Origin of the sequence: Bacillus sp. FSL K6-3149 (assembly GCF_038630515.1) — a bacterium.
Taxonomy (GTDB): Bacteria; Bacillota; Bacilli; order Bacillales; family Bacillaceae; genus Bacillus; species Bacillus pumilus.
This window is the reverse complement of record NZ_CP152034.1, coordinates 1872998-1897941: the sequence shown is the minus strand read 5'-3', so window position 1 is coordinate 1897941 and position 24944 is coordinate 1872998. Positions and strand designations below refer to the sequence as shown.

Annotated in this window: 22 protein-coding genes, 17 tRNA genes and 2 rRNA genes; 7 read left to right on the top strand and 34 right to left on the bottom strand. The window is 41.1% G+C overall.

The genetic code is table 11. The annotated features are described in order from the left end of the window. Nucleotides 1–34 precede the first annotated feature (34 nt). Complete coding sequence (locus MHB83_RS09535; protein WP_137054864.1) at nucleotides 35–937, bottom strand: amidase domain-containing protein; 903 nt, start codon at nucleotides 935–937, stop codon at nucleotides 35–37. A gap of 61 nt (nucleotides 938–998) precedes the next feature. Beyond that, nucleotides 999–2147: a tRNA epoxyqueuosine(34) reductase QueG gene (gene queG / locus MHB83_RS09530; protein WP_106029965.1), complete on the bottom strand. Its 1149-nt coding sequence runs from the start codon at nucleotides 2145–2147 to the stop codon at nucleotides 999–1001. A gap of 83 nt (nucleotides 2148–2230) precedes the next feature. Between queG and MHB83_RS09525 the strand changes: the two genes are divergently transcribed. Continuing rightward, complete coding sequence (locus MHB83_RS09525; RefSeq protein WP_253622789.1) at nucleotides 2231–2827, top strand: hypothetical protein; 597 nt, start codon at nucleotides 2231–2233, stop codon at nucleotides 2825–2827. A gap of 99 nt (nucleotides 2828–2926) precedes the next feature. Here the strand turns inward: MHB83_RS09525 and MHB83_RS09520 are convergent. The 7 genes from MHB83_RS09520 to MHB83_RS09490 all read right to left on the bottom strand — a co-directional run bounded on the left by MHB83_RS09520 (nucleotide 2927) and on the right by MHB83_RS09490 (nucleotide 7550). Then, nucleotides 2927–3000, bottom strand: a tRNA-Gly gene (locus MHB83_RS09520). A 127-nt stretch (nucleotides 3001–3127) separates the two neighbouring features. Beyond that, nucleotides 3128–3784 carry a hypothetical protein gene (locus MHB83_RS09515; RefSeq protein WP_003211065.1) on the bottom strand — a complete coding sequence of 219 codons (657 nt, stop codon included), beginning with the start codon at nucleotides 3782–3784 and terminating at the stop codon, nucleotides 3128–3130. An 80-nt stretch (nucleotides 3785–3864) separates the two neighbouring features. Next, nucleotides 3865–4146, bottom strand: coding sequence for a hypothetical protein (locus MHB83_RS09510; protein WP_253622790.1), 282 nt, complete (start codon nucleotides 4144–4146; stop codon nucleotides 3865–3867). Next, on the bottom strand, nucleotides 4143–5048 hold the full coding sequence (locus MHB83_RS09505; protein WP_137054865.1) for a PqqD family protein: 906 nt from the start codon (nucleotides 5046–5048) through the stop codon (nucleotides 4143–4145). Before MHB83_RS09505 ends, MHB83_RS09510 begins: the two co-directional genes overlap by 4 nt. Next, complete coding sequence (locus tag MHB83_RS09500) at nucleotides 5032–6498, bottom strand: hypothetical protein (protein ID WP_050945446.1); 1467 nt, start codon at nucleotides 6496–6498, stop codon at nucleotides 5032–5034. Before MHB83_RS09500 ends, MHB83_RS09505 begins: the two co-directional genes overlap by 17 nt. Continuing rightward, nucleotides 6476–7222: an ABC transporter ATP-binding protein gene (locus tag MHB83_RS09495; RefSeq protein ID WP_050945447.1), complete on the bottom strand. Its 747-nt coding sequence runs from the start codon at nucleotides 7220–7222 to the stop codon at nucleotides 6476–6478. The genes MHB83_RS09500 and MHB83_RS09495 overlap by 23 nt, the downstream gene beginning before the upstream one ends. A 115-nt stretch (nucleotides 7223–7337) precedes the next feature. After that, nucleotides 7338–7550: a hypothetical protein gene (locus MHB83_RS09490; RefSeq protein WP_003211695.1), complete on the bottom strand. Its 213-nt coding sequence runs from the start codon at nucleotides 7548–7550 to the stop codon at nucleotides 7338–7340. Nucleotides 7551–8329: 779 nt separating this feature from the next. Between MHB83_RS09490 and MHB83_RS09485 the strand changes: the two genes are divergently transcribed. After that, nucleotides 8330–9625, top strand: a complete 1296-nt coding sequence (locus tag MHB83_RS09485; RefSeq protein WP_226804829.1) for a homocysteine synthase — start codon at nucleotides 8330–8332, stop codon at nucleotides 9623–9625. Between the two features lie 40 nt (nucleotides 9626–9665). On the opposite strand, the gene lepB is transcribed toward MHB83_RS09485, so the two are convergent. Further along, on the bottom strand, nucleotides 9666–10235 hold the full coding sequence (lepB, locus tag MHB83_RS09480) for a signal peptidase I (protein ID WP_003211638.1): 570 nt from the start codon (nucleotides 10233–10235) through the stop codon (nucleotides 9666–9668). Nucleotides 10236–10390: 155 nt separating this feature from the next. Further along, nucleotides 10391–12331, bottom strand: coding sequence for an LTA synthase family protein (locus MHB83_RS09475; RefSeq protein ID WP_339165339.1), 1941 nt, complete (start codon nucleotides 12329–12331; stop codon nucleotides 10391–10393). Nucleotides 12332–12834: 503 nt separating this feature from the next. On the opposite strand from MHB83_RS09475, the gene MHB83_RS09470 reads away from it, so the two are divergent. The 5 genes from MHB83_RS09470 to MHB83_RS09450 all read left to right on the top strand — a co-directional run bounded on the left by MHB83_RS09470 (nucleotide 12835) and on the right by MHB83_RS09450 (nucleotide 15623). Further along, the gene (locus tag MHB83_RS09470) at nucleotides 12835–13641 is read left to right on the top strand and encodes a DUF2262 domain-containing protein (protein ID WP_342496265.1); all 807 of its coding nucleotides are present in this window, start codon (nucleotides 12835–12837) and stop codon (nucleotides 13639–13641) included. Between the two features lie 18 nt (nucleotides 13642–13659). Continuing rightward, nucleotides 13660–14349: a DUF1963 domain-containing protein gene (locus MHB83_RS09465; protein ID WP_339161595.1), complete on the top strand. Its 690-nt coding sequence runs from the start codon at nucleotides 13660–13662 to the stop codon at nucleotides 14347–14349. Between the two features lie 65 nt (nucleotides 14350–14414). After that, nucleotides 14415–14684 carry a hypothetical protein gene (locus MHB83_RS09460; protein WP_113386887.1) on the top strand — a complete coding sequence of 90 codons (270 nt, stop codon included), beginning with the start codon at nucleotides 14415–14417 and terminating at the stop codon, nucleotides 14682–14684. 127 nt (nucleotides 14685–14811) lie between these two features. Next, a complete protein-coding gene (locus tag MHB83_RS09455) occupies nucleotides 14812–15003 on the top strand; it encodes a hypothetical protein (RefSeq protein WP_113386886.1) in 192 nt (63 codons plus the stop codon). A 68-nt stretch (nucleotides 15004–15071) separates the two neighbouring features. After that, nucleotides 15072–15623 (top strand): histidine phosphatase family protein, encoded by a 552-nt coding sequence (locus MHB83_RS09450; protein ID WP_342496264.1) that lies wholly within the window; start codon nucleotides 15072–15074, stop codon nucleotides 15621–15623. Nucleotides 15624–15662: 39 nt separating this feature from the next. Here MHB83_RS09450 and MHB83_RS09445 read toward each other — a convergent pair whose 3' ends face one another. The 23 genes from MHB83_RS09445 to MHB83_RS09335 form a co-directional block, all read right to left on the bottom strand. Continuing rightward, on the bottom strand, nucleotides 15663–16367 hold the full coding sequence (locus MHB83_RS09445) for a hypothetical protein (protein WP_342496263.1): 705 nt from the start codon (nucleotides 16365–16367) through the stop codon (nucleotides 15663–15665). Between the two features lie 381 nt (nucleotides 16368–16748). Next, entirely contained in the window at nucleotides 16749–17543 is a 795-nt protein-coding gene (locus tag MHB83_RS09440) for a phosphotransferase (protein WP_137054872.1), read from the bottom strand. Nucleotides 17544–18513: 970 nt separating this feature from the next. Beyond that, complete coding sequence (locus MHB83_RS09435) at nucleotides 18514–19122, bottom strand: transglutaminase family protein (protein ID WP_137054873.1); 609 nt, start codon at nucleotides 19120–19122, stop codon at nucleotides 18514–18516. 5 nt (nucleotides 19123–19127) lie between these two features. Continuing rightward, nucleotides 19128–19619 carry a GNAT family N-acetyltransferase gene (locus tag MHB83_RS09430; protein WP_253622795.1) on the bottom strand — a complete coding sequence of 164 codons (492 nt, stop codon included), beginning with the start codon at nucleotides 19617–19619 and terminating at the stop codon, nucleotides 19128–19130. Between the two features lie 75 nt (nucleotides 19620–19694). Further along, nucleotides 19695–20060, bottom strand: coding sequence for a tyrosine-type recombinase/integrase (locus MHB83_RS09425; RefSeq protein ID WP_253622796.1), 366 nt, complete (start codon nucleotides 20058–20060; stop codon nucleotides 19695–19697). 208 nt (nucleotides 20061–20268) lie between these two features. Then, nucleotides 20269–20350: transfer RNA gene (locus MHB83_RS09420), tRNA-Leu, on the bottom strand. A gap of 35 nt (nucleotides 20351–20385) precedes the next feature. Then, nucleotides 20386–20474, bottom strand: a tRNA-Leu gene (locus MHB83_RS09415). Nucleotides 20475–20487: 13 nt separating this feature from the next. After that, a tRNA-Cys gene (locus tag MHB83_RS09410) sits at nucleotides 20488–20558 on the bottom strand. A gap of 5 nt (nucleotides 20559–20563) precedes the next feature. After that, nucleotides 20564–20638, bottom strand: a tRNA-Gly gene (locus MHB83_RS09405). Between the two features lie 7 nt (nucleotides 20639–20645). Then, nucleotides 20646–20717: transfer RNA gene (locus MHB83_RS09400), tRNA-Gln, on the bottom strand. A 9-nt stretch (nucleotides 20718–20726) separates the two neighbouring features. Further along, nucleotides 20727–20802: transfer RNA gene (locus tag MHB83_RS09395), tRNA-His, on the bottom strand. A 30-nt stretch (nucleotides 20803–20832) separates the two neighbouring features. Then, nucleotides 20833–20906 (bottom strand) — tRNA-Trp (locus MHB83_RS09390). Nucleotides 20907–20919: 13 nt separating this feature from the next. Continuing rightward, nucleotides 20920–21004 (bottom strand) — tRNA-Tyr (locus MHB83_RS09385). Nucleotides 21005–21019: 15 nt separating this feature from the next. Beyond that, nucleotides 21020–21092 (bottom strand) — tRNA-Thr (locus MHB83_RS09380). Between the two features lie 6 nt (nucleotides 21093–21098). Continuing rightward, a tRNA-Phe gene (locus MHB83_RS09375) sits at nucleotides 21099–21174 on the bottom strand. A gap of 18 nt (nucleotides 21175–21192) precedes the next feature. Further along, nucleotides 21193–21269 (bottom strand) — tRNA-Asp (locus MHB83_RS09370). A 4-nt stretch (nucleotides 21270–21273) separates the two neighbouring features. Further along, nucleotides 21274–21350: transfer RNA gene (locus MHB83_RS09365), tRNA-Met, on the bottom strand. A gap of 15 nt (nucleotides 21351–21365) precedes the next feature. Further along, nucleotides 21366–21441: transfer RNA gene (locus MHB83_RS09360), tRNA-Val, on the bottom strand. Nucleotides 21442–21473: 32 nt separating this feature from the next. Continuing rightward, nucleotides 21474–21548, bottom strand: a tRNA-Glu gene (locus MHB83_RS09355). A gap of 18 nt (nucleotides 21549–21566) precedes the next feature. Further along, nucleotides 21567–21657 (bottom strand) — tRNA-Ser (locus tag MHB83_RS09350). A 4-nt stretch (nucleotides 21658–21661) separates the two neighbouring features. Beyond that, nucleotides 21662–21736, bottom strand: a tRNA-Asn gene (locus MHB83_RS09345). 9 nt (nucleotides 21737–21745) lie between these two features. Continuing rightward, nucleotides 21746–21861, bottom strand: a 5S ribosomal RNA gene (gene rrf / locus MHB83_RS09340). Nucleotides 21862–21970: 109 nt separating this feature from the next. Further along, a 23S ribosomal RNA gene (locus MHB83_RS09335) occupies nucleotides 21971–24901 on the bottom strand. Between the last annotated feature and the right edge of the window lie 43 nt (nucleotides 24902–24944).

The window sequence follows — 24944 nt, the reverse complement described above, 5'->3', positions numbered from 1 at the left end:
CCTCTAATTTTCTTTTCCGCTCAACATTATACCATTAACTATCCTTCGCGGCATCGTCCAAAATGTGAAAAAACGTATAACGAATAGCTGGTGTATAGGCGGTCGAATCCTCATACGACCAATAACGCATTCGGCTGTCATATGTCTGAGCATTCACAAGAGGCATTCCGCCTTTATCGTGATCGACGACAATGGTTGTATGATTATACCTACCATCTCCCTCAAAATCGTAGCAAATGACATCACCAATTTGAAGCTCCTGCGCTTCCTTGAGTTTCTTTGCTCTTAAACCCGCTTTCGAATTCGCTAAATAATTTTTCATCGAATGAGCCACCGTCCAGCTATAGCTCCACGTGTGCGGCCGCACCCACCAACCAGATCCGCGGTTCGGATACCCTCTCGTTGGCGCATTCCCTGCCTTCAAGCATTGTGAAATAAAATTTGTGCAGTTATCTTCGAAGTTTTTATAGGCGGGATTTCGTTTATTCCAGTACGTCTCCGCATATTGTACGGCTGCCCGCCGGTCATAGTGAAAGGCTCTCCCAAACTGTTCTTCGGTCTGAAAGCGCTCATCCACCTGCTCTTCCATTTGCCGCTTTTCTAACATTATCCGATCTTTCACAAGCATGTCGTTGTAAAGGAACGCTTCTCTTTTTTCTACTTGTTCCTCTAAATAAAAAGAATCGTCTACATCCTTGCATACATAAGTGAGATGAGCAAGATACTGCACATGCTGAGCCCCATCATCCTGAATCGTTGAATCTAGGAGTGTTGCTTTCGCCTTCGCCTTGACAATCTCCACCTGTCTTCTAGCAAAAAGCTCTTTTTTCCGTTCGACTGCTTCCACATCAGACATGAGCTGCGGCTGTTTGATTGCACTTCCATTTAATAAATAACCAAGCCTGTCTTCTAATGTTTGCTCTAATAATTGTTTCACACAGACACCACCAAACTTTTTTTAAAATCTCTGTTTGGTTCATTCTATGTTCACAGAGATGTTATTTAGTATTTAAAGGTGTCTGTAAAAACTCAATCCCTTTGACAATTTCCTGTTTCGCTTCCTCATCACTTTCCCGCTCAAGGGCTTTTTCCAGCTCTGGGAGTAGCTGCTCGTCGCCAATTTTCCCAATTGCCCAAGCAGCCGTGCCTCGAATAACAGGCCTTGGATCCTTGTGCATCAAATCAATCAACACGGGTAAGGCAGATGTATCTTTAAAGTGAGCAAGTGCCAAAATCGCATTTCGCTGAATTGGCTTTTTCCCCCGCCATGAACCTGAAACATGACCGTATTTTTCCTTAAACTCACGATTACTGATCGTAAGAAGCGGCTTTAAGAGCGGCTTCGCAATTTCAGGGTCCGGCTCCATTTCAGGATGCAGGTGAAAGTCCTTCCCTTTATTGATCGGGCAGACAATTTGGCACGTATCACACCCATATAAACGATTTCCTATTTTCGAACGAAACTCGTCAGGCAAAAATCCTTTCGTTTGCGTTAAAAAGGAAATACATCGCTGGGAATTCAGCTGTCCTGGATTTACAAGTGCACCAGTTGGACACGAATCAACACATTTATTACACGTTCCGCACTGGTCTTCAATTTTTTCATCCGGTTCAAATGGGACATTTGTGATCATTTCAGCCAAATACACGTAAGACCCAAACTCTGGCGTGATAATCATACAGTTCTTCGCACTAAAACCTATGCCAGCACGTTCCGCTACTGCACGATCGGACAGCTCCCCTGTATCCACCATTGATTTTGTTCGTATATCGACATGTTTGCTTCGCAAGAATTCCTCGAGCATATCGAGCTTTTTTTTCAGCACAACATGATAGTCTGTTCCCCAAGAAGCACGACAAAAGATCCCTCTTCTTGCATCCTTTGTACTTCGAGGAGCATCTTTCATTTTGGAAGGATACGCGAGCGCTATCGCAACAATTGATTTGGCCTTCGGAAGCAGCAAAGAAGGGTTTGTTCGTTTTTCGATATCAGGCTCTTCAAAGCCTGACAAATACCCTAACGATTCATGTAAGATGAGGCGATCTTTTAATGAATCAAATGTATCAGCACTTGCAAATCGGATTTTATCGACACCAATTTCTTTCGCATATTGAATCAATTCTTCTTTTAATTCTCCAACATGAATCACCTTGCAAACCTCCTTTCTTTGTTTCTTCTGTTGTTTTCAGTATAATACGAGTGTATCATGACCGATTGGAGTGAGTCACTGTGAAGATACATATGGAAATTTCTCATCCTGACAACCCGTCTATCCATGTTGGACATATTGAATATTCGCATATTGAAGTTGGCACATCCCCTCAAATGTTAAAAGGCCGGCTACGCCTGTTTCAAGAATCTTTATTCTTTGAATACGAAGATAAAGTCTTAGAAGAAGTACCAGCAATCAAAGAATGGACGGACCTTTTAAAAGACGTTCCTTTCCTGCCAATTCTTGCTGATATCCAAAAGGAACAATTTATTGACTCGACCAATTCCGTACAGGATTTGTCGATCTTTTTCTCTTTAAAATATTTCTTGCCTATCCTGACATTCGATGCTGATCGCATAGAAGAGCCGCTTTCACTAGCAAAACATGAGAGTGGTTACATTGAATGGCAGGACAACGCAGGACTTAAGGGATTATTTTCTCAAACAAGTAAAGCACACATTTCTCAAGACACAAAAAAAATTCTGCAAATCATTCTGTTTCCGCCATCTATTTCCCGGGAAAAGAGTGAAGCTCTCATCCAATCCTTGACGAAGATGTTTGTACAAATACATGGTGGAGAAAGTAAATATGAATTTATTGAAAAAGCACTGTAGCTTGACAGTGCTTTTTCACATTATACTGACATAATAAAAAACGCAACACTTCGTTTATCTAAGAAACGAAATACTGCGTTATTAACAAAAATTATGTATTGGAGCGGGTGATGAGAATCGAACTCACGACATCAGCTTGGAAGGCTGAGGTTTTACCACTAAACTACACCCGCATCAATTTTTCAAAAGCAACGTCATCGCGTTGACCTTTATTATGTTACAACTTCCTAAACAATTCGTCAAGAGAATATGAAGATTTTTCGTCAAAAAACTTCATATTCTCCGTATATATTACGATAGTTATTTATCGAGCTGAATATAAAATAAGTAGGCATGTGACTTATTCTTCAGCGCTTGCTTAGGATTTTTCTCAATCTCTTCAAGCATTGGTGAATTTCCGTCTTTCCCCATTGCCGCTGTATACGCAATCAGTGCCTTTCCTCCAGAAGAGACTTTGACAGTTTCAGATTGTGCAGAAAAAACATAGTCACTTACCTTGAACGGAAAGCTTGCTGTTGCTTTCGTCATTCCCTCGTTCTTGTTGTCTGACCACATACTAAATTGTGATTCATATGTATCTTTCTCATGCCTTAATTGTAAGAGCACATTCATCGTTTGGTCGGTTCCATCCTGATGTAAAGTAAAGGTGGCAGATGACGCTTCCTTATTAGCTAATCGACCATTTTTATAATGACTCCCGATAAACGTAATACTCTTATCCTTCTTCGTTAATCCTTTTATTGTTAGAGCCACCATTTCATTAGTGGTTGATGCTTCTAGTAAGTTTTTTTCTTTTTTTGTCAGTTTCATTTGTTCGATGGTTACTTGCTTCTTAGTAGCAGACTCCGTGTTTATTGTAGATACCGTCTTCTCGGTTTGCGTGGTTTCTTCAGCCTTCTCACCGCATCCTGCTAATAGAAAAACAGTGAATATAAGAACACTCCATTTTTTTAACATTGAGATCCCCTTTGATGTTTTTTATTTTCTATTATACTAAAATTTGGTTGGACATACAAAAAAAGATTAGGAGAATTCTCCTAACCTTTCGTTTTTTTCTGCTTCATGGCTGATAAGATAGCCACAATGAGAAAACTCGCGGCAAAAATCACAATCATATAAATAAAAAAGTTTGGCTTGATTTGAAAAGTAAATGCGGATGAACCTTCCATCTCAAAAGCGAGACTGTTAAATAATAAAGCATCATTCGTTTTTGATTGAAATAAATGATAGAATAATACGCCGATTGTCAGCATCGGAAAGCCTAAAAACCCCAGAAAACCACCAACAATAGCACCTTGTTTCATCGCCTGTACGTTCATGATCGTTGTCCTCCCATTCCCCCAAGCAATAGCTGCTTCATAATGGATTTACCATCCCCCATAAATGGAAGAAGATAGAGTAATTGAATAAAATACGTGATTGAAAAAATAAAGAAACCTGTTGAAATTGGATTTTCTTTTAGACATAATACGGTCACAATGATCCCTGCTGCTCCGATCACACCTGGGACAAGCGGCCCAAGCAGGGTAATCCATACCTGCTTTTTCTGAAACGGATCTAATACCGGTCTCACAAATTTCACAGACATCATATCACTTGCAAAAAAACCTTGTGGACCATCCCGTCCCGCAAATTTCCGATGCGTATAGCCGTGTGCTGCCTCATGTAAGGCCGTTCCCGTAATTAATCCAAAATAAATAATTGTAAAATAAATCGCAATGGCTGCAATTGATCGGTCAGGAATGAATAAAAAAGCGATTCCTGCCATGACCATAAATAGCATCCAGAAAAAGATGATTTTACGCGTCACCATGAGTAATGCTGTCCCAAAAATATGAAGGAACGAGTGACCAGTGCAATCAAATCGTTCCTTCATTTTCACTTGATACTGCTTGAAAAATTGACAGCAGGCTGTCACAATCCGATATGGTGATTGATAATGAATAGACAGTAAGTGGTGCTGATTCAACCCCATTATCAGTTGATAAAAGTCACGAGAAATCACAGACTCATCGACCTGAAACAAATCGGCGAGCTCTGCGGTAATACTCGCTTCTGTCCTTTTACCATCTACTTTCGTTAACATATGATAGGCACTTTCATTAATCGGGAGTGTGCTTCCATACTGCGTATCCGTGAGATGCCTCTTTTGTAAGGTCACATACGGCGCAAGTGCCGGTACCCGCTCAATCTTTAGCTTATTGTTAAGAAGTTGAATCATGTGAATACCTCCATGAAAAACCTTTGTATATGGCAAAGATGAGCAGACCTTCAAATGCAGCTACAAGCAGCCACTGAAGTGTTTGACTCGACTCCCCTATGACATAGTTTCCAATAAAAACAATCGGAATCATGAGTAAAATAAGTGCTCCAAATGAAAAAATGCCTGTGTAAGGATTGTTCCGATCAAGCGGAAGTAAAATACCTACCACATAAAAGAGCGCAGTGGCATTGCATAAGACAGCGGCCCCAATCAATACGTTCCAAACCTGATCAGGAAGCGTCAGCGTTGTCAGCATGAAGATTGCAATTTGCAGTACACCAACAAGCAAAAGCCCGATAAACTTATACAGAGCCACTTCCCACGATCTTAGACCAAATGTTTTGTACATCCCCAGCATTCGTTTATCATTGCCAAATGAATTGAAGGCGGTTAATCCAGCAAGAGCGCAGAGAACAAAAAATGCTTCTTCTTCAAAACGGAATCCAAATTGATAACGGACGAATAAGATCACAATGAGGAGAATGAGAAAGTTTAAAATGTTTTCTTCATTTCGCACCTGTGATTTCATTTCCTTTACAATAAGTGACCATTTTTTTGAAGAAGAGAACGGCAGTTTGTTTAAGAAGGTTAACGCTTTTTTCTCTGCCATAATCGGCATCATCGCAAGGGAAAGAAATGCACCGCTCGCCGATAAAAGGATAAACAGAATCAAAATTGCATAGTTTACCCCTTCAGGAGACATTCCTTGAGCCGCTAAGAAAAACGGTGCTGTAAAATACATCAAATGATAATCAAACTGTATATATGATTGCTGAATTTGACTGATATCAAAATGCGTCATTCCATACGCTACAACCAGTGCTAATAAAACAAAGATCGCTGCAAATTTTTGCAACGGTAATTTTAATTTCAGAATGACTAAATACGTCATATTATAAATGAGTTGCAAAAGCATTAAGACAAAAAGCGATTGCAAAATCACCATCAAAAAGAACGTAAAGATAAAGAAAATACCTATTCCCTGGGCAATAAAATTAGGTAAAAGCAGAATACCGATAAAAAATAAAACAAGTCCTGCCACCACTGTCACCATCGGAATAAAGTAACCAAGGCTTTTCTGAAAGGTAGAAAGCGGGAACCAGCTGAGCTGCATAGAAAAACGGTCTTGCTCAGGCGTTCTGACCTTGATCAAAATGAATAACAGGCTAGTAAAGATGGATGCATTGATCGCCATTGACACAACGAGTAATCCTAGTGAACGTTCATCGCCATTTAAGAAAGCCTTCATAAAGACACCCGTAAAACTGTATCCGATGATGGCGCCCATTGTGACGGCAAATAAAAAGAATAAGATCACAATGATCCGCTTCGTCTGAGTATCAAAGAGCTTATACATCTCCTGCTGCCACATTTTAAGCATCATTCTAGAAATGATTAATGATTTCATCAAAATGTGCACCCCTATCACTTAACATTGAAGCTTTCAGAAACACCTGTTCCAATGTGCTTGATTGATACTTCTCTTTTAAGGCTGAGACCGTTCCTTCATCCATTTTATTTCCCTTAGAAATAATGGCGATTTTGTGGCACAGCTCTTCCGCTGAAAGCATATCATGCGTTGAAAGCAAGATCGCACCATGGTGCTCGGCATAACGCTTCATCAGTTTCTTTGTGTTTATAACCGCTTCAATATCAAGTCCTCTAAAGGGCTCATCCATGATCACCAATTGACTATCAAGCATAAAGGCGGCAATCAGCTGTGTCTTTTTTTTCATACCATGTGAATAGGTTTCAATCGGTCTTGATAAAGCCGAGTCCATATCAAACAGTTCAATCAGTTGATTTCTTCTATGAATTGTTTTACATTCATACATAGAAGAAACAAAATCTAAATATTCAGCCCCAGTCAATGCTTCAGGGAGCAGCAGATCATCTGGAACATAGGCTACTTGTTTTTTAAAGGATGGTTCGTCATTTGTGACATCCTGCAACAGAATCGTTCCTTCTGTATGCTTAATGATGCCGAGTATACAGTTAATCATCGTTGTTTTACCAGAACCATTCGGTCCAGCAACAGCAACGATTTGATGAGGGTCGATTTTTAAATGAAAATCATTGACAGCAGTCACGTTATTTTTATACGTCTTGGTTAATTTCTCGATCGTAAACATATAACCTCCAAGTGTCTGCATATTCTTTAAAAACAGATCAGGCTAAACCGCCCGCCACAGACGGTTTAGCCTTGGTGTCATTTCATAGAAGTAAAAAGATGAATCCTAAGTATAGCTACTTACATTCAATTTGGACTTTTAAGCCACTTTCCCACTGAACGGCTCCTGTAAAGCTACCCTTGCCGTTTGCTAAACACCAAACTGCTGCTCCTAGAACAACTGTTGCTCCCAATCCAAGAAGGACAGCAACAAATACTAAGAACCAAGCTTGGTCCATAATAGCAGGTTCCATAGTGGAATAGTCAACTTGCGGCGCTGCATAAGTCATACTTTTCACCTCCCAGCTTATGATGATCGTATCATAGGCTCTACTCTCCAAACATCAACAGAAGATCCCATTTTTGACCGAACATACTTTCGGATAAAATGTGACTTTTTATTCAATTCTTCACTTTTAAGTGCAAGACCCCTATCTTATTAGCTAGATTTTTTCACTCCTTAAGAACCACAAAACCCATATAATGGCAATTAAACCATCTTTTTTCTTCTTTTTTTGAAATAGTCCATTTTTATCAATCCCTTTATATATTCTTTCTTTTTTGTGAAATAGAAAGAATTCCCCCGATATATCAGATAAAAAGGTCCTGATTATATGTCGTTAACACACCATTTATGAAATATTTACTGATAATTCCGATAAAAGAGTGAGTCTATTTCCCTTCTTCTCTTGTCACTTAAAATATGTATATACAAGAAAGTCCATTGGGAAAAAAGCCCTTTCTTTTCTTGAGTAACATCCAACATATGATTCGCTTCTTTTTATGAAAAAACAACTTACAGCATAGACATTTCCATGATTTCACTAGTTGGCAATGATTGATTGCTTTCAAAAAAACTGATCCGTACTCTCTAATGAAACAACCCCTCTTTTCATCCAGCGTATCCACACCCTTCCTCATTGAAATTAAAAAAGCCCATCAACTTTATTTATTATTTTTTCAGATTTATCTAAAAAATGATTGACCAAGCTCGAAACAAGATTTATAGTCTTATTAAATATTTCTTATCAAAGTAGTTGGTTTTATCTAACAAAAGGAGGATACACACATGTCAGAAGAACATCCATTCCGTTTAGAAACAAAAGCCATTCACGCAGGTCAGGAGCTTGATTCAGCAACCTATTCAAGAGCCGTGCCTATTTACCAAACAAGCTCTTTCGGTTTTAGAGATAGTGAGCATGCGGCGAATTTATTCGGACTGCAGGAACCCGGAAATATTTATTCTCGCATTATGAACCCCACAAATGACGTCTTTGAAAAACGGATCGCCGAGCTTGAGGGCGGCATTGGTGCACTTGCTGTCTCTTCTGGACAAGCAGCGACCACTTATTCTATTTTAAATATTGCAGGAGCTGGTGACGAAATTGTATCCTCCAGCAGCCTTTATGGAGGCACCTACAATCTGTTTGCTCATACGCTTAAAAAGCTCGGCATTACAGTGAAATTTGTCGATTCATCCAACCTTGAAGAACTCGAAGCAGCGATTACAGACAAAACGAAGGCAGTGTATGCAGAGAGTATTGGGAATCCTAAAGGCGACATTCTACATATTGAAGCCATCTCAGCCATTGCACACAAGCACCACATTCCGCTTATTGTGGACAATACGCTCGCAAGCCCCTATTTATTAAGACCGATTGAGTTTGGCGCAGACATTGTCGTCCATTCCGCTACAAAATTCATTGGCGGTCATGGTACATCAATTGGCGGTGTCATTGTCGATAGCGGCAAGTTTCCTTGGGCCGACAGTGATAAGTTCAAAGGGCTGACTGAACCAGATCCAAGTTATCACGGCCTGACGTATACCGAAGCAATTGGAGAAGCGGCTTATATCACAAAAGCACGTGTGCAGCTCTTACGGGATTTAGGAGCAGCCTTGTCACCTTTCAACTCATTTTTACTTCTGCAAGGCCTAGAAACTTTGCATCTGCGTCTCGAGCGACATAGTGAAAATGCGTTAAAAACAGCGCAATTCTTACAAGATCACCCTCTTGTAGATTGGGTAAGCTACCCAGGTCTTGAAAGCCATGAATCTTATGAGCTTGCTCAAACCTATTTACCAAAAGGACAAGGCGCCATTCTCACATTCGGTATTAAAGGTGGACGAGAAGCAGGTAAAAAGCTTATTGATTCAGTTAAACTTTTCTCACATCTCGCAAATGTGGGCGATTCTAAATCATTGATCATTCATCCTGCCAGCACAACGCATCAGCAATTAAGTGAAGCAGAACAAAAAGCGACAGGCGTCACACCTGAGCTCATTCGTTTATCTGTTGGAACAGAAGCGATTGAAGACATTATTGCAGACCTTGAACAGGCGATCAAAAAAAGCCAGGCTGAATGAAATAGAAAAAGCACACCTCCTCTGTGTGCTTTTTTATGTTTCATTCATTATTGAGTAGTCGAACGTCTTGGAAAGGATAGAACACAAATGATGTCGTTCCTTGAATATCACTCTTTGTAAAAAGACCTAAGCCATTGCGACTGTCCATTGAGTTTTGACGGTTGTCACCCATGACAAAATACTTGCCTTTTGGAACGGTAAGAGGACCAAAATCAGGTGTCAGCAAGATGCCATCTGCGGCTGCTTTCTTTTTGTTTGACGCTAAGTAAGGCTCTGCCACCTTTTGACCATTGACATACAGCTGGTCATTTTTCATTTCAATTTTATCACCAGGTAAACCAATCAACCGTTTAACATAATGAGTACTGCGGTCTTCCCCATCAAGAACAATGATCTGTCCCCGCTTATAATCACCGAAATAATCAACCGTCTTATTCACAAAAACCCGCTCTGTATTATGCAATGTTGGATCCATAGAGGTCCCTTTTACAATATACGGTGCGAATAAAAAGTTACGAATGATAAAAACGGCAATGAATGCGATTAAGATCGCTTTGAGCCAGCCCCATACTTCTGATTTCTTTTTTTGTGTTTTTGTATTTGTTGTCATAAGCTCCTCCTGAAATCCCCTAGGACGAAATGAGTTCCGCTAGCTGCACGCCAGCATAACGCTTGTATCACCCTAAATATAAACATAATTTGCCAACAAATCAAGCGATGAGAGAGAAAAAGGCAAGCACCCTTCTGTGCTTGCCCAAAACTCAGTTACTTAGCAGTAGAATTCTCTTCTTTTTCTTTTGATTTACCATAGAAATAATCAGATGGATTCACTGGTTTAAAATCAGACAGCTTGTGGAATCGAAGAAGATCCCTATAAAGCACTTTATCTGATAGGCTTAACTGATTATCGACACGGGCTTTAATCGCCTCTGTCTTTTTATTTTGTTTCACAACTTTACCTGTTTTTGTATCATAGACAGTGTTATCTACAAGTGTATATTTTGGTGTCACATAGTTTCCGTTACGGAATGCAACAGTTTGATCATGCTTCTTAGAGAATAGATCTGTTCCAAAATTCACATACTCATTTGAATCAATACCTTGTAAGTGAAGAAGCGTAGGCATCACGTCTACTTCACCACCATACGTATGGTTCACGCCGCCCTGTTTGCCAGGAATACGAATCATGAGTGGTACACGCTGGTTTTGTGCATTTTGATAAGGTGTAATTTCTTTCCCTTGAATTTCGCTCATTGCACGGTTATGGTTTTCAGAAATACCGTTGTGATCACCATATAATAAAATGACAGAGTCTTTATACATACCTGATTTTTTCAAGTCTTTAAAGAATTGCTCTAATGACTCATCTAGATATCTTGCTGTTTGGAAGTAGTTATCTACTGTTTTGTCACCAGTTGTTGCCTTAGCAATCGTCGCATCTTTTTCATCTAAATTAAATGGATAGTGATTAGTCAATGTCATTAAATGTGCATAAAATGGCTTTTTCATTGATTCTAGCATCGGGATTGATTCTTTGAAGAATGGTTTATCCTTCAGACCCATATTCACAAGATTTTCTTCATCCATGTTGTAATATGAAGCATCGAAGAATTGATCATATCCCATATGCTTATAAATCGTGTCACGGTTCCAGAAAGATTTATAGTCCCCGTGAAGCACTGCGCTCGTATAGCCTGCTTTTTGATCTAGAATGGCAGGGAGTGATTGGTAAGTGTTTTCACCTTTTGTTACAAACGCTGCCCCCTCTGGCAAGCCGAACATACTATTATCCATCATCAGTTCAGCATCAGCTGTTTTTCCTTGACCTGTCTGATGGAAGAAGTTATCGAAATACGTAAAGTCCTCTTTCCCATGAGCCAGCTTGTTTAAAAACGGTGTCACTTCTTCTCCATTTAGTTTGTAGTCAATTAAGAAAGACTGGAAGCTTTCTAAATGGATTTTAATGATGTTTTTCCCTTTTGCTTTACCGAAATACTCTGCGTTTGGCTTCGCATAGTGAGAAGCTGTATAGTTTACAACATCTGTTAAATCTTCACTGCTCGCATTTGCTACCTGTGTTGCATTTTGTGCTGATTGTACTCCGTCATAAATCGTATAATTATAAACACCTAAATATTTAACAACATACTTATGATCAAATGTTCTTGTTAACAATTCTGGACGGTCCTTTTCAGCTAAATGAAGGTTTACGAAGAACAGTCCTACACCTGCAGCTACAATCAGCAGTGCAAATGTCTTTTTCATTTGGAATTTCTTCACTTCTGGTCTCCAAATCACAATCGCAATCAAGATCATAATATCAAGGAAATACAAAAGGTCATGCGGCTTAATACTAGATAACACACCGCCAGTCATGCCTCCTCCAAGATTGCCTGCTTGCTTCATTGTGGAGAAAGTCAAAAAGTCATCAAAGAAACGGTAGTACGCTACATTCGCATATAAAAGTGCGGTCATAATAAAGTCAATCACAATTAAAACAATGGCAGATTTACGACCCTTCAAAAAGAGAGCCAGTCCCAAAAACACAATGGCTGAACTAAATGGATTTAATAAAAGAAGACCCTCTTGAAAAGAACCTTTCACTCCTAAATTAAAGTCCATTTTGTAGGCTGCATACGATTTCGCCCAAAATAAAAGGACAGCCAATACAAAAAAGCTATATTTGTTCGCAAATATTTTTTTCATAAAACCTCTTCTTTCTTATTATCGTTCTGATATAAATGAAATCATAAAAAATTTACATTGATTTTGCAAATGTAAATCTTCTTCACCAAGCATTCCGATGCTCTGTTGCCGCCGGATATGTGTGCTCCTCTAATATAACGTATGAGAAGCATTATAGGTTTCAAAAAAAATACGAGTAAATAAAAGGAAAAATATCCATTTACATTTCTTTTACACACACTTTGCAATTCAATGGATGAAGAAGGGTTTGTAAATCACTCAGTACTACTTTACTTTTTTCATCTATTCGTGTCAAAGTAATTATAAAGAAAAGGAAGAATCACCTAGGTCTTTCGACTCTTTCATCTAAATTTATACAAAATTCGATAACTTCCACCATCCCTGTATTTTCTCTCCTTCTGACAATCTAAAAAAGTTTTAAGCAAAAAAAGCTTGATTTCTCCTCCTCATATGCGGTGTGATAAAGATATAGATTTTCAACAAATCAGGCTGGAGGACATCAAATGAAACATAACAAACAAATAAACGCATTTGAAGAACGATTTTCAGAAGAAATAGACCACATCATTGCTGTCACAGGACCCTCTGGAGTAGGTGCAGGAAAAGCAGCCGGACAGGAATCTCTTTGGACCGCTTCAATTCCCCTCATTGCATGCAAAGATAAAGACCTCATCACAACAGAAAACATCAGACTCTGCTGGTTAACAGATGAAGAGGGATTAAGGGAAAAGCAGGCACAATTACATAAAGAATCAATCGTGACACTTCAGGTCCGAAAAGGTGAAGGTGAGTTCATGCTTGTGTCACTCATCGATACAGATACACAGGATGAAGAGCTGCAAGTGATACTAGAAGAAGCCCAAAAACCTGTTTTTTATCATGATGACATGCTGGGTACCTTTGAATTAGTGAAAGGACTAGACTTATTTGAAACAACGATCCAGTGGAGTAATGAAGAGTGCCTGCTCTACTTCAACCTCGAAGAAGATGAAAAAGTAAACGACTCTCTTCGAACCGCTAGACAACTCATGAAAGGGCAGACTACATGGGATGCTTCTATTAAATCATTTGCAGCAAATCAGCTGCTTGAATTAGCTAAAGACTGGCAGGCACAAGATGACTCCGCTGAAACACAAGAAGAGCTTACGCTGGATCACTTTATAAGCCGCATCTCACTTGAAAGTCTGCATGCTTACCCAGATGGAGAGTTTGAAGTCTACTGTCATGACGGTGATTTATTTTGGGGACATGTCATCATTGTCTCAGGCAATATCAATGGCACGTTTCAAGATGCCCACATTGCAGGCTAAAGATTGGCGGGATAAATAATGGAGATCAAGGCTTTTCATGAATTAAAGCAAATTGGAAAAACACCCGTCGTGGCTAAGATTGGCGGCTTTCGTCCTGATCCAGCAGCACACAGCTGGTTTGCCGGTCATTTCTTCATCCACCCTGATCAAGGCTGGCCCATAGATCAAGATGGCGTCATGATTCCGATCTTACAAATTTATTTACCTGAAGTGCCAGGAGGATTGAACGAATTCAATGAATGTAAAATGATTCAAATCTTTCTCAACCAGAAAGCACTTCCGATGGATATTACCAAAAACGGCGAGTGCTGGAAGCTCATTGAATATGCAGATATGGAAGGATTAGAAGTAGTTGAAACTCCTGAAGAAGTGAGAGGACTCAAACCCTTTCAAATCCAATGGAAGGAAAGTGAGCAAGAAGACTACCCTTGCTGGGAAGAAGCGTGGTCATACGTCGATTTATCAGAAGTAAATGAAAGTGATGAAGCGACAGAACACTTCTTTGATCAATACACCAATTATTCGTTCACAAAAATCGGTGGATATGGGGCGTATATTCAATCCCCACCCCATCAACAACAAGGCGAATTCATGCTGCAAATCGCCTCAGAAGAAAAACCCCGGTTCATGATTGGTGATAATGGCACGATGTATTTCTATTACGACAAAGACACAAAAGAATGGTTTATGCATTGGGATTGTTTTTAAAGTTTTATTGAATGAAACCTTTCCTCCTTCTAAGCGTAGGAAATAATATGGAAGGAGGAACCAACATGGGATTCATTTTCGATATCTTTTCACTTGCTGTATATATCCCTTTTCTACAGGTAGATGAAGAGGATATCTCTAGAAACGCAGCCCATCTCAAAAAACATAGCTGGTTTCATGAGTTATTAAATGATCCAGCTTACAGGCATCTCATCATTTATCATCCAGATGTCCGCCAAGTCATTGGCAGATGTAACACAGATAAACTTCATCAGAAGCGATACAACTTAAAATGCGAACGTAAAGTGCTGAAAGCATTACGTCGTGCCAAGTAAATGGACAAAAGGGCCTTGCTTTCCTATGGCTCTTTTCATCGTTCTCTAAGAAAACATTTGACGCCTGGACAACTCTCCCCGTATATTATGTATAAATCCATCTTTTTCATAGAAAAGGGGGCTTTACATGCGCTTGTTTAAGTACTGGAGAAAAAAGCAGCCTAAACAACAGATCATCTCAGAAATGAAAGAAGACAGCATCCCAATTAACTTCTCCGCACTTCCCTTTGGTACAGACACAGTAGATGATTTTTTGTTCAACTTAGACCTCACCTCGAAGCTAACAGATCCCTATAAAGAAACAGATCCGAACAAATGAACCTAGACCTTCATGAATCCTCATCCAATCCTGGATGATTTTTTTATACTCGATGAAAGAGGTGGCCCATGAAAACATATTATTTCGTCAGACACTGCCAAGCAAATGGACAATCCAAGGATGCGTCTTTAACGCCTCAAGGCATCGCACAATCTCACGCACTAGCACAGTTCTTTTCTGGCATTCACCTCAAACAGATCATCTCAAGTCCTTATAGACGAGCGACCCAAACCACTGAACCTCTTGCTCATGAAAAACAGCTCGAGGTACAAATTGATCATCGTCTCTCTGAACGTGTGTTAAGCAGCAGACCAATGGACGATTGGTATGAGAAACTAAAGCTCAGTTTTACGGACTTGCATATGACCTGTGAAGGCGGAGAATCGAGCCAAGAAGCGATGAATCGTATTGTAGAAGCACTCTATGAACAAATAAAATTAGGAAAAGATCATACTCTATTCGTCACGCATGGTAATATTATGAGCCTGCTTCTAAAACACGCCGATCCAACGATTGGATTCAAAGAGTGGGAGAAGCTAAGCAATCCAGATGTCTATGTTCTGAAATATTTTAATTTTAGACCAGATCATGTAGAAATAGAGCGAATATGGCATAAATAAAAAGGCAGAGTTGATTTCTGCCTTTTCTTATACAAACAACTATTGATGAAAATAAAATGCCTCTACCCACTCATACGGCTTCTTACGCTCCGCACACCATTTCATAAAGCCTCTTGTCTCCGTTTGCTGAAATTTCTTCCAGTCCGATAAAAGCTGATCATAATAGGCTGCTTGTTTTTCAACATTGGTACGAATCCTTTTATCTTCGATCAGCATCATGACATCTTCAATGCCTTGAATTCGCTCTTGATCTTTCTCATAGGTGCTTAAATAAAGATCTTCATGTATATGATGAAACGAATACCACAAAGCCGATAAATAGGTTTCGCAAATTTGTACAATGACACGCTGCTCCTTGCTACCTCCAAGCTCTAGTGCCTTCAATAAATAGGGCAGCCCTTCTCCCTGATGCACAAACAAGCCCTGCCAGCGATACGGTCTCACATCCATAGGATCAACCTTCTCCCACTCTTGCAGAACAGGCTGAATCACCCCAGTTATCAATGGATACACAAGCAAATGATGACCATCCTCAAACCGTTCAATCTTCTCAAACAGCCAAACAACAAATGAACGCCGTGCTGCAAATTCGTTCTCATTCATCTCTTCAACAAAAAACCGAAGAACCTTTAACGCATCTTTACGCAGACCCTGTTCTTTCTTCACACAGTACTGTCTAAAAAGCGGATAATCATGTGATCCCTCGTCTTCAATGATGGTCTGTACTATCGTCCTTATTTGCAAGTTAACAACTCCGCCTTTTTACATTCATTCTATTGATATACTATAGCCAAGTGAGTGTAACATCCACAAGAAACTAGTAGAAAGGTGAGTTTCTCATATTTGAATCATAAAGCTGATTCCTTAACGTTGATTCACCCAATCTATATAAAGCTTTTGAATCACTTTTTTGATTTTATCGTAGTTCTCCCAACGATCTTCAACATAATACACGCCTTCAGTTTCTGGAAATGTCTCCACGTAGTCATTCTAAATACAATCCATTCATTTTTTCTCTATTTCAAAAGTAATTTTACGTCTAGATAAAGACAATCTGCCAATCTCTATTTGCCTTTTAATTTAAAGAGTAGGAAGCTAAACGATTGGCATAATCCCCTGCACATCTCAAATCCATTCTTTTCTATGTTCTTGAATGAATTGAATGTCTTGTTGATAATGCTCAAGGTGTCCTTCATGAATCATGTTTTGAAACGCTCTATCACCTTCACCCGCTTTTCGCTTCATGTATTGACATAAACCTTCTAAACGCAGCAACACCATGTCCACATAATCTTCTGCTATTTCCTCACCATAAGCTTCAAAAAACAGTTTGACTCTATACTTTATATGGTCTGCATGTTCTAATGAATGATAATTCACGATCTCCCCCTTTTCAGTGCGAAAAAGTCTACTGAGAGGCACACATGTATAAAGGGTATAAGCGATATCCCAAAGTCTTGGACCAGGAGCAGCTACATCAAAATCAATGATTCCCACTGGCTTTTTATCTTTGAAAATGATGTTGTACATAGCAAAATCATTATGACACACAACCTCTATTTCGCTAGGCGTATTGTCCATTCGTTCCCAATCATCTGAAATGGGAAAGTCACGAACAGCATCATGATACAGTCTAAGCATTCTCGCTATTTCTTTTAAGGCATAGTGAGAGCACATGTATTCTTTTAAAGGATCATGACCGGCTACGCCTTCAATGAAGGACAATATCTCTCTACCTTGTTCATCAACCCCTAAATACTTTGGAGCATAGTGAAAGTTCTTATTTTCCAAATGCTTTAGCAGCTTCTGTATATTGATGCTGTCTGACTTTACTTCTCGACGAACGGTATCCCCCACACGATATACGTTCGAGACATTCCCACCAGTCAGTAATTCTTCATTTTCATATTGATTGTTCATGAAAGTCCCCCTCAAATTGGGTCACAATGATGAATTCTGCAACGATGTGTGTTTGCCCATAAGTATAAGTTCAGTTATACAAAGGTAGTACTTGGCAATAAGTTGCCTTATGACTTTTCGCAGGATTTTTCCACTTAATCATTAGATGAATCCTTTAGGATTATTTCAGAGGTATCATCTAAATTTTCTGTCTCACATAGTTAAATGTATCTTATCAAATGTTGCAAATGATCTAAAGAATTATTCTGCTAAAAGGAATGACATGTTTTCTATTTTCTAATAGGTTTATATTTAAAATATCAACACTTCATTTAACATACAAAAAAACGTTTCACCACAAGGAAGAAACGTTAGATTCAACGGTAAATACCGCCGATGAAACTTTTAATAGATACCGGTGGCCGGGGTCGAACCGGCACTCCGCGAGGAACACGATTTTGAGTCGTGCTTGAACGTCTGAACCCATGAACCATTGGTATTTTGCTATTTATCAACTGTTTCTTAAAATCGTGTCATACGACCTGTTAATTTATGAACCTATTTTAGCTTTTTTAGAAATTAATAGCAAGGAAAACACAAGGTGAAATACTGTCAATAAAGGGTATTTTCTAATGTTTGACACGGCATTGATTTTAACTCTGATTGTGGGAGCAGGAGTGCTATCACCATTAAATAACATTGACCTTCTAACTTTGGTGATAAGCACCCCGACACCTAACTTTGTGTTTCTTATTTGTTGTTATGTATATTTTACCGATATGTTCATTTAAAGTCTATAACTTAATTTACATTTTGTTCAAAAAATAGATGAATAACTTTATTTGAACACAAATAAGGAGCAATGAAATTGTTTATTTAGGTCATGGTCTATTTTTACAAATCAATTCATAATTGAATGTTGTTGACCAAAAGAAAAAGACCACAAAATGGTCTTTGTGTGTTATTCAATTATCACAGGTTAGCAAAACAGCTATAATCTCTGTGGTAAATGGTGTTTATACATTTCTAATGCATCCGTATTTTCTTCTAATACAGTTATGGTTTTAGGATTTGGTTTTACATAAATAATAGGATAGTCCTTTTCACCAAATTCCTCTTGGACAGTAAAAGCTAATTTTTCGTCATCAATTGAAAATTGTGCGTCAATTCCCTTTTTGTTTCCACGAGCATCAAGTCTTACCCACTTATTAAGTGATTTAAAGAAAGCAACATTTAAAGCATGAATACAATACCCTTTTTCTGGTATATCGAACAACATCAATCGTTGATAACAAAATCCTGTTGGTATTCCTTGAGAACGTAATAAAGATGCTAACAAATTAGATTTTGCATAGCATCTTCCTTCTTTATACACTAATACATCCGATGCATTACATGTTACTCGTTTCCCTTGTATATCCCAAGAATGAGATATTTCATCACGAACATACTCATAGGCAAGTTTTATTTTTTCAATTTCAGTTTGAGCTGAAATAAAAAGTTCATCTGCTTTCGACCTAATAATAGGATTAGTATAATTGACTTGTTTTAACTCAATCAAATAATCTTCTAATTTTTCACTTTCACATATCAGATGCATTAACCTCACCCTCCAATCGATAATTTTTCACCAAGTTTTTTCTTCATAGAAACAACTTTTATACTTAAACCGTTTGGCTTATGTACTACTTCCTCATCGTAGATGAAATACCCCATCGAAATATATAATTTTATATTTTTACTCACTGTCATACGAACTTTGCAAAATATATTAGTTATTTCTTCTTGTATTGCAAAATCTTCTAAAAAACTTAATAATTTTTTCGCAATACCATGACCCTGCATTTCTGGAATTACTGATAGTCTATAAAAATATAAACTACCTTCTTTTATCTGAAAGCGAACCATTCCAACTGGCTGATTTTCAATAAAACAAATTAAACTCCTTTCTCCGTTTTTTAAGGCAATTAAAACGGACTGCACAGTTTCCTCCAAAGCACTTGATGGTGGTACTGCGTCTTTATACTCCATAAATGCCTTTGTCATTAAATCATGTATTACCAATGCATCCGATAAATCAGCAAACTTTATCTCCAAAAATATCCCTCCTCAATATTATAAATATACAAAATAGTGAATATTTAATCAAATAGGAATTATTGCAAAGTTCATCTACATTCTGACGTTTAAATTAACTAAAGGTGAAAAAGTTCTATGCTTATCCATTACATCATCGCTAAACAGATTGACATATACCCTTACCATCTCCATACTTGTATGCCCTAAAATTTGTTGTAATTCAAATATCCCTGCACCGTTCTTTACACTTACTTTTGCAAAGGTATGTCTAAACGTATGGCAGGAACATCTAACACCTTTTATTTCGGCTTGTTTACCGTAAAATGTTACCCTGTTTTGGAATTGCCTTTTAGACATTTTCTCACCGGCAAGAGTGACAAATAAAGCATCTGTTACCATTACTCCACGAATTTGAATGTATTTCTGTAATTGTGTTTTCATCTTTGACTGTATAGGCACGATCCGCTCTTTATATGTTTTTGTATTCCTAATATGGATTTTAGATTCATTTTGCCACTTTTTTATTCCTCCTTATTTGATGACAGGGTACGCACACGATTTTATGTACACGATATTTTTCTATGAATCGTATTTAAGACAAATAAAAAACGCTTCTTACGAAATGTAAGAAACGTTGATTTCACTGCATTGGCAAGCAGTATCATGATACCGGTGGCCGGGGTCGAACCGGCACTCCGTGAGGAACACGATTTTGAGTCGTGCGCGTCTGCCAATTCCGCCACACCGGCATGATTATTAAAGAGCGCAACTTATAATAAAAACATGGTGCCGAGGGCCGGACTTGAACCGGCACGGTAGTCACCTACCGCAGGATTTTAAGTCCTGTGTGTCTGCCAATTCCACCACCCCGGCAGTCTTTTCAAAAAGGCGACACCCGGATTTGAACCGGGGATAAAGGTTTTGCAGACCTCTGCCTTACCACTTGGCTATGCCGCCATTATTGGAGCGGAAGACGGGATTCGAACCCGCGACCCCCACCTTGGCAAGGTGGTGTTCTACCACTGAACTACTTCCGCACATTAACTGGGCTAGCTGGATTCGAACCAACGCATGACGGAGTCAAAGTCCGTTGCCTTACCGCTTGGCTATAGCCCAATAATAAAATGGGGCGATTGATGGGAATCGAACCCACGAGTGCCAGAGCCACAATCTGGTGCGTTAACCACTTCGCCACAACCGCCATAGATGTTATGAATCATATTAAGAAAATTGGCAGGGGCAGTAGGAATCGAACCCACACCGGAGGTTTTGGAGACCTCTGTTCTACCTTTAAACTATGCCCCTATGAAAATAAAAATGGTGGAGGGGGGCGGATTCGAACCGCCGAACCCGGAGGGAGCGGATTTACAGTCCGCCGCGTTTAGCCACTTCGCTACCCCTCCACATTTGAAAAACAGTGCCGGCAAGAGGACTTGAACCCCCAACCTACTGATTACAAGTCAGTTGCTCTACCAATTGAGCTACACCGGCAAATAGTGGTGGCTCGGGACGGAATCGAACCGCCGACACACGGATTTTCAGTCCGTTGCTCTACCAACTGAGCTACCGAGCCAAGTATTCATTTTAAAAATGGCGGTCCGGACGGGACTCGAACCCGCGACCTCCTGCGTGACAGGCAGGCATTCTAACCAACTGAACTACCGGACCATTTTGGTTGCGGGGGCAGGATTTGAACCTGCGACCTTCGGGTTATGAGCCCGACGAGCTACCGAACTGCTCCACCCCGCGACGATATAAAAGATATGGTGGAGGATGACGGGCTCGAACCGCCGACCCTCTGCTTGTAAGGCAGATGCTCTCCCAGCTGAGCTAATCCTCCGAATAAAAAATACTGGTGTATATTCTATAAAATGGTGACCCGTACGGGATTCGAACCCGTGTTACCGCCGTGAAAGGGCGGTGTCTTAACCGCTTGACCAACGGGCCCTTTATTATGTAAATTTGTGGCGGAGAGCAAGGGATTCGAACCCTTGAGACGGGGTTACCGCCTACACGATTTCCAATCGTGCTCCTTCGGCCACTCGGACAGCTCTCCAAATTGGCTCCGCAGGTAGGATTCGAACCTACGACCGATCGGTTAACAGCCGATAGCTCTACCACTGAGCTACTGCGGAATGAAGAAAGCCTGGCGATGTCCTACTCTCACAGGGGGAGACCCCCAACTACCATCGGCGCTGAAGAGCTTAACTTCCGTGTTCGGTATGGGAACGGGTGTGACCTCTTCGCCATCATCACCAGACAATTTAGTGACAAAAGATATTATACTATGTATTGAAAATAAATCAAGAGATATTTAAAAAATGTTCTCTCAAAACTAGATAACAATGTTCAAGCTTCACATTAGAATATAGGTTAAGTCCTCGATCTATTAGTATCTGTCAGCTCCACGTGTCACCACGCTTCCACCTCAGACCTATCAACCTGATCATCTTTCAGGGATCTTACTTCCTTGCGGAATGGGAAATCTCATCTTGAGGGGGGCTTCATGCTTAGATGCTTTCAGCACTTATCCCGTCCGCACATAGCTACCCAGCGATGCCCTTGGCAGAACAACTGGTACACCAGCGGTGCGTCCATCCCGGTCCTCTCGTACTAAGGACAGCTCCTCTCAAATTTCCTGCGCCCGCGACGGATAGGGACCGAACTGTCTCACGACGTTCTGAACCCAGCTCGCGTACCGCTTTAATGGGCGAACAGCCCAACCCTTGGGACCGACTACAGCCCCAGGATGCGATGAGCCGACATCGAGGTGCCAAACCTCCCCGTCGATGTGGACTCTTGGGGGAGATAAGCCTGTTATCCCCGGGGTAGCTTTTATCCGTTGAGCGATGGCCCTTCCATGCGGAACCACCGGATCACTAAGCCCGACTTTCGTCCCTGCTCGACTTGTAGGTCTCGCAGTCAAGCTCCCTTGTGCCTTTACACTCTGCGAATGATTTCCAACCATTCTGAGGGAACCTTTGGGCGCCTCCGTTACATTTTAGGAGGCGACCGCCCCAGTCAAACTGCCCACCTGACACTGTCTCCCTGCCCGATAAGGGCAGCGGGTTAGAAGGTCAATACAGCCAGGGTAGTATCCCACCGATGCCTCCACCGAAGCTAGCGCTCCGGTTTCCAAGGCTCCTACCTATCCTGTACAAGCTGTACCAACATTCAATATCAGGCTGCAGTAAAGCTCCACGGGGTCTTTCCGTCCTGTCGCGGGTAACCTGCATCTTCACAGGTACTATAATTTCACCGAGTCTCTCGTTGAGACAGTGCCCAGATCGTTGCGCCTTTCGTGCGGGTCGGAACTTACCCGACAAGGAATTTCGCTACCTTAGGACCGTTATAGTTACGGCCGCCGTTTACTGGGGCTTCAATTCGCACCTTCGCTTACGCTAAGCGCTCCTCTTAACCTTCCAGCACCGGGCAGGCGTCAGCCCCTATACTTCGCCTTACGGCTTCGCAGAGACCTGTGTTTTTGCTAAACAGTCGCCTGGGCCTATTCACTGCGGCTTCTCGGGGCTTTAACACCCTAAGAAGCACCCCTTCTCCCGAAGTTACGGGGTCATTTTGCCGAGTTCCTTAACGAGAGTTCTCTCGATCACCTTAGGATTCTCTCCTCGCCTACCTGTGTCGGTTTGCGGTACGGGCACCTCTCACCTCGCTAGAGGCTTTTCTTGGCAGTGTGGAATCAGGAACTTCGCTACTAAATTTCGCTCGCCATCACAGCTCAGCCTTTATGGGAAACGGATTTGCCTATTTCCCAGCCTAACTGCTTGGACGCGGATATCCAATACCGCGCTTACCCTATCCTCCTGCGTCCCCCCATTGCTCAAATGGTGAGGAGGTGGTACAGGAATATCAACCTGTTGTCCATCGCCTACGCCTTTCGGCCTCGGCTTAGGTCCCGACTAACCCTGAGCGGACGAGCCTTCCTCAGGAAACCTTAGGCATTCGGTGGACGGGATTCTCACCCGTCTTTCGCTACTCATACCGGCATTCTCACTTCTAAGCGCTCCACCAGTCCTTCCGGTCTGACTTCACAGCACTTAGAACGCTCTCCTACCACTGTTCGTAAGAACAGTCCGCAGCTTCGGTGATACGTTTAGCCCCGGTACATTTTCGGCGCAGAGTCACTCGACCAGTGAGCTATTACGCACTCTTTAAATGGTGGCTGCTTCTAAGCCAACATCCTGGTTGTCTAAGCAACTCCACATCCTTTTCCACTTAACGTATACTTTGGGACCTTAGCTGGCGGTCTGGGCTGTTTCCCTTTCGACTACGGATCTTATCACTCGCAGTCTGACTCCCAAGGATAAGTCATCGGCATTCGGAGTTTGACTGAATTCGGTAACCCGGTAGGGGCCCCTAGTCCAATCAGTGCTCTACCTCCGAGACTCTTACCTTGAGGCTAGCCCTAAAGCTATTTCGGAGAGAACCAGCTATCTCCAGGTTCGATTGGCATTTCACCCCTACCCACACCTCATCCCCGCACTTTTCAACGTGCGTGGGTTCGGGCCTCCATTCAGTGTTACCTGAACTTCACCCTGGACATGGGTAGATCACCTGGTTTCGGGTCTACGACCACGTACTCATGCGCCCTATTCAGACTCGCTTTCGCTGCGGCTCCGCATCTTCTGCTTAACCTTGCACGGGATCGTAACTCGCCGGTTCATTCTACAAAAGGCACGCCATCACCCTTTAACGGGCTCTGACTACTTGTAGGCACACGGTTTCAGGATCTATTTCACTCCCCTTCCGGGGTGCTTTTCACCTTTCCCTCACGGTACTGGTTCACTATCGGTCACTAGGGAGTATTTAGCCTTGGGAGATGGTCCTCCCGGATTCCGACGGAATTTCACGTGTTCCGCCGTACTCAGGATCCACTCTGGAGAGAACAACATTTCAGTTACAGGGCTGTTACCTTCTTTGGCGGGCCTTTCCAGACCTCTTCGCTTATATCGTTCCTTTGTAACTCCGTATAGAGTGTCCTACAACCCCAAGAGGCAAGCCTCTTGGTTTGGGCTGTTCCCGTTTCGCTCGCCGCTACTCAGGGAATCGCATTTGCTTTCTCTTCCTCCGGGTACTTAGATGTTTCAGTTCCCCGGGTATGCCTTCTCATACTCTATGTATTCAAGTATGGATACTACTCCATTACGAGCAGTGGGTTTCCCCATTCGGAAATCTCCGGATCAAAGCTTGCTTACAGCTCCCCGAAGCATATCGGTGTTCGTCCCGTCCTTCATCGGCTCCTAGTGCCAAGGCATCCACCGTGCGCCCTTTCTAACTTAACCATTTCTTACTTTAGAAAGAATCACTATGTGTGATGAACTTTGC